The organism is Pedobacter sp. (genome assembly GCF_035317785.1).
Lineage (GTDB): Bacteria > Bacteroidota > Bacteroidia > Sphingobacteriales > Sphingobacteriaceae > Pedobacter.
Genome location: NZ_DATHGC010000402.1, coordinates 1 through 4,533, shown reverse-complemented (window position 1 = coordinate 4,533; position 4,533 = coordinate 1). Strand labels below are relative to the sequence as shown.

Annotated in this window: 5 protein-coding genes; 3 read left to right on the top strand and 2 right to left on the bottom strand. The window is 47.2% G+C overall.

Annotated elements, in window-relative coordinates; genetic code table 11:
• Positions 1-272, top strand: a 272-nt coding sequence (locus VK541_RS25340) for a glycerate kinase (RefSeq protein ID WP_324373446.1), incomplete at its 5' end; no start/stop codon positions are given.
• On the opposite strand, the gene VK541_RS25335 is transcribed toward VK541_RS25340, so the two are convergent.
• The gene (locus VK541_RS25335) at positions 269-1,522 is read right to left on the bottom strand and encodes an FN3 domain-containing metallophosphoesterase family protein (protein WP_324373445.1); all 1,254 of its coding nucleotides are present in this window, start codon (positions 1,520-1,522) and stop codon (positions 269-271) included. The genes VK541_RS25340 and VK541_RS25335 overlap by 4 nt on opposite strands.
• 198 nt (positions 1,523-1,720) lie before the next feature.
• Here VK541_RS25335 and hflK point away from each other — a divergent pair, with 198 nt between their 5' ends.
• Positions 1,721-2,728: an FtsH protease activity modulator HflK gene (hflK, locus tag VK541_RS25330; protein WP_324373443.1), complete on the top strand. Its 1,008-nt coding sequence runs from the start codon at positions 1,721-1,723 to the stop codon at positions 2,726-2,728.
• Between the two features lies 1 nt (position 2,729).
• Positions 2,730-3,665: a protease modulator HflC gene (gene hflC / locus VK541_RS25325; protein ID WP_324373442.1), complete on the top strand. Its 936-nt coding sequence runs from the start codon at positions 2,730-2,732 to the stop codon at positions 3,663-3,665.
• Between the two features lie 7 nt (positions 3,666-3,672).
• Here the strand turns inward: hflC and VK541_RS25320 are convergent, their stop codons facing one another.
• A complete protein-coding gene (locus VK541_RS25320) occupies positions 3,673-4,392 on the bottom strand; it encodes a hypothetical protein (protein ID WP_324373441.1) in 720 nt (239 codons plus the stop codon).
• Positions 4,393-4,533: the final 141 nt, after the last annotated feature.

Genomic DNA, 4,533 nt, shown 5'->3' with positions numbered 1-4,533 from the left:
TTTTGGGGTTGGATAGACGGTTGTCCTCTTGTGAGATCGTTGTTTTATGTGATGTGGATAATAAACTGTTGGGGCCCGATGGGGCTGCCGCTGTATTTGGTCCGCAGAAGGGGGCTTCAGCGGATGATATGGCCAGTTTGGAGCTTGCGCTTTCCCGGTTCAGGGATGTTGCTTTGAGAAAAACCGGAAAGGATATGGCGTTGCTGAAGCATGGAGGTACAGCCGGTGGTTTTGAGGTCGGAAACCTGTTGAAACTAAGACCTTCGGTTTAGCTGCTGATCGTATATTTTCCTACTTCTGTACCGTCATCTTTAAGCATTTTCAGTTCCAGTGTTTTCTTATTGGCAGTGATCTTGGTGAGGGTGCGGTTTCCGTCCTGCGGGCCGCCGCCAATGATGATCGGGTAGGGATGTTCTGCCGAAGGCGGCCATACGCCGAATTTATGGGTGTGCCCGGAAAACACGATGTCTACTTTGTATTTGGCAAATAAGGGTGCATACAGTTCCCGGCAATGCATCGGCCCGTGCCAGTCACCGGAATGAAAGTGGGGGATGTGCATCATGACCACACGGAATTTCGCTTTTTTAAATGCATCAGATCTCATGACTTCCTCGGCCCATTTGGCTTGCTCTCTGCGGTAGCCGTCAAAATCAACGATTCCTGCGTATACCGGGGCGTCGTCTGGCTTGTCTTCACCGGTATCGAGTACCAGGTTGAAAACAGGACCCCATTTGTAAGCGAAGAAGCCTTTGTCATCTTTGCTGGAGAAGTAGTTCTTCAGTTCACCTCTGAATTTACCACGGGTTTCGTGGTTGCCGCGTACGTACAGAAAGGGCTTGGTGCTTGCAAAGGCTTCGGTGGAGGGGTTGAGCATGTGGTCGATGATCTGCTTTTCATCTGTTTGATAGTCAAAGATATCGCCGTTGTAAAACACATAATCGTAATGGTCCGATCCATTGAGTTTCATGAGGTGCGGAATGGAAAGGGGCCTGTCGTGGATGTCGTTCATGATGAGCCAGGAAACGCTGTCAGGGTTTTCTTTGGGTGTGGTAAAGGAGTAGGTTTCGCTGCTGATGGTCTCTCCGTATTTCAGGGCATAGGGCTTAAAATCAACGATTTCTTTGGAGAGGACCTTGTAGCTGTATCTGGTGCCGGGTTTTAAACCAGACAAGGTAACTTTGTTGATCCTGTTGTGGGCATCTACGAGCCCTTCTATGACATGATGTGCTTTGGTATGGGTGTTGTCGCCTTCGCCGTATTCGACCCAGCTGTAGCATAGTTTATTGGTGATCCACCGGATGGTCATGCTGTCCGGATTTGGGAGCTGCAGGTAGGGTTTGGTCAGGAATACGTGACCCTCGGCAGGCTCTGCGGTCAGCGACTGGAGTACTGCTGCAGCCGAGCTGCCAGGAACTGAGGCCCCGAGCGCAGCTAACGTGCCTAATATACCGGCTTTGGAGAGGTTGCCTATAAAATCACGGCGTGGAATTCCGGTTGTTTCTTTTTCCAGTTCTTTTTCCATGGTTCATCAAATTGTTTCGTTATGCGTGTTGGTTTGCTGGTGGCTGCAGAGGCTGATCAGCAATGCAAGATACAACCTGGACGATCCCGGTTGTGTAACTATCTTGTGGAAGTTTGCATGTTGTGGAAGCAAGCGAATTTGAGTACCTTTCTCTGCGGCATATGCCGGTTTTAAACTGAATTTTATCAATTGATATAAATGGAATTTAAAGAAAGAGACTTTAGCAGCGGCTTTAGCCAATCGACCTTCTGGACGAAGGTCCGGGAAAATTTGAGGTTCATTTTAATTGGGCTTGCGGTGATCATTGTGCTTTGGGGCACGATTTTTCAGATTGGTACGGAGGAGGTGGGTGTCATCACCAGGGTGGGAAAATTCACACGTACGGTGGAGCCTGGCCTGAACCTTAAGATCCCGTTTTTGGAGACGGTTCACAAAGTCCCTGTAGAGCGGCAGCAAAAGCTGGAATTTGGGTTCAGGTCTTCGTCTGCGAGTGATGTTGAATCGCCGTCAGAATATTCAAAAGAGGGACTGCAGGATGAATCTCTGATGCTTACGGGTGACCTTAACCTGGCGGACGTGGAATGGGTGGTGCAGTACAGGATCAATAACGCGTACAATTATCTGTTTAAGGTGCGCAACCCTGAAAGTACACTGAGAAACATTTCTGAGGCTGCGACCCGGCAGATTGTTGGTGACAGGACGGTCAATGAGGTGCTGACCATCGGACGTACGGAAATAACGATCAAGCTTCATCAGCTGATCCAGGAGATCTGCAATGAGTACAACATGGGTATAAAGGTGGAGCAGGTGGTACTGCAGGATGTGAACCCCCCTGATCCGGTAAAAGCTGCGTTTAATGCGGTGAATGAGGCTCAGCAGGAAAAGGAAACGCTGATCAACCGGGCCAAGTCTGAATACAATAAGGTGATCCCGAAGGCCAGCGGTGAGGCCAAGGCGACCATTCAGAAAGCGGAAGGCTATGCCATTGAAAGGGTAAACAATGCGCAGGGTGAGGCGGTCCGGTTCAATGACCTGTACAGCCAGTATGTGAAAGCTCCTGAGGTGACCAAAAAACGGATCTACCTGGAAAACATGACCAGCATTCTTTCTAAGCTGGGAAATGTCATCATTACGGATCAGAACGGCGCTAATGTATTGCCTTTGCTGCAAATGCAGCTGAACAAGGAAAACACCAAAAAAGACTAAGATGAGAAGACAAATTATAATGGCAGTTGCGGCTTTGTTCGTGTTGATCTGCCTGACGACCAGCAGTTTTACGGTAAGGGAATATGAGCAGGTGGTGGTTACCCAGTTTGGTAAGCCGGTAGGCAACGCGATCACCACTCCGGGCATAAAATTTAAAATCCCTTTTATTCAGACGGCCAATGTTTTTGAGAAGCGTTTTATGGAATGGGTGGGTGATCCCAATCAATTGCCTACCAAGGATAAGAAGTTTATTTTTGTGGAAACCTATGCCCGCTGGCAGATCACTGATCCTCTGCAGTTCTTTAAACGGCTGACCAATGAACGCGGGGCGCAGTCCAGACTGGATGATATTCTGGATGGAGAAACCAGGAATGTGGTCGCTAAAAATAATATTGAAGAGCTGGTGCGCAGCAGCAACCGCAAGCCGGAACTGGATTCGATAGGGGAGGTGCTGGGCGATTCGCTGGCGGTAGTGTTTGTGGGCCGCAATAAAATGCAGGAGATGATCCTGAAGTCTGCGAATAAGCAGGCCATTGAACTGGGGATTAAAATACTGGATTTCCGGTTCAAAAGGATAAATTATGTGCAGGAAGTGCAGACGCAGGTGTATGAACGGATGAAAAGTGAAAGGTTCAGGATCGCTGACAAGTTCAGATCGGAAGGACAGGGGGAGGCTTCAAAGATAAACGGAGAGAAAGACCGCGAACTGAAGAATATTCAATCTGCGGCCTTTAAAAGGGCTGAGGAGATCAAGGGAAAGGCCGATGCTACTGCCGCCGGTATTTATGCTTCGGCTTATAACCAGTCCAGCCAGTCACAAAGTCTGTACGGCTTTCTGAAATCTATGGAAACCCTGGAAAAGACGTTTAATGACAAGACCTCGGTCATTCTTTCTACCAACAGCGAAATCTATCAGTACCTGAAAAAATCCAACTAAATGACTGCTATTTCTCTTCCCATTTGATGCCTTCAACCACAAAAGGTCTGACATGCTTATCGAATTTCAGGTCAATTGAATTGCCGTTTAAACAGCCTTGAGTCTCCTCTTTGTATACGTCTCTCAACCTGATGTGCACCTTGCCGGGCTGAGTAATGTCGTAATCAAATTTTGCATTTTTATCGAGGATTTTAAAACAGGCCATTCTGGTCGTGTCTTTTAAGAAATGCTTGCGGTAGTCTCCGATGATCTCTTTTTCCGGCACAGCTACAGCGCCTATTCTGAATAACTCGTAGGTGGTGAAATATTGCTCGTCTTTGGTTTTTTCTTTGGTCAGGATGACGTAATGCCCGTCTTCGATGCGGTAGGCCGACAGCTCAAAAGTTCCTTTGGCTGTTTGACTTTTAATGTAGTCGTTGTTGAATTTTGTAATGATGCCGTTTTCCAGTGTAGTGTCTACATAATAATTGTGCTGTTGTACACTTTCTCTGAAATCAATCCTGTCCTGTTTGGTCCATTTCCAGTTTGTGGTAATGGAATCGGGCATGATGGTGAGAATAAGCAGCATGTCCCAGTGCGGTTTGAAATCTATCTTAAGGGTGTCTGATTTAGGGAGTTCCGACAGGTCGGTTGCATCTTTTACATTTTTTGTATCTTTTGTTCCTTTGGTGTTGCAGGCGCTCAGTAATGCGATACAGGTAATCGTTAAGATTATTAGCTTCTTCATTTATTTTTATAAACTGGTATTTATATGCTGGTTATTGCGGAGCCGAATATAACTATTTAGATTTTTACTTTAACTGTCGAGTAAAGCGGCGGCGGCATTGTCCATAAACCAGGTTACGCTGCCATCGACGGGCTGGATCAG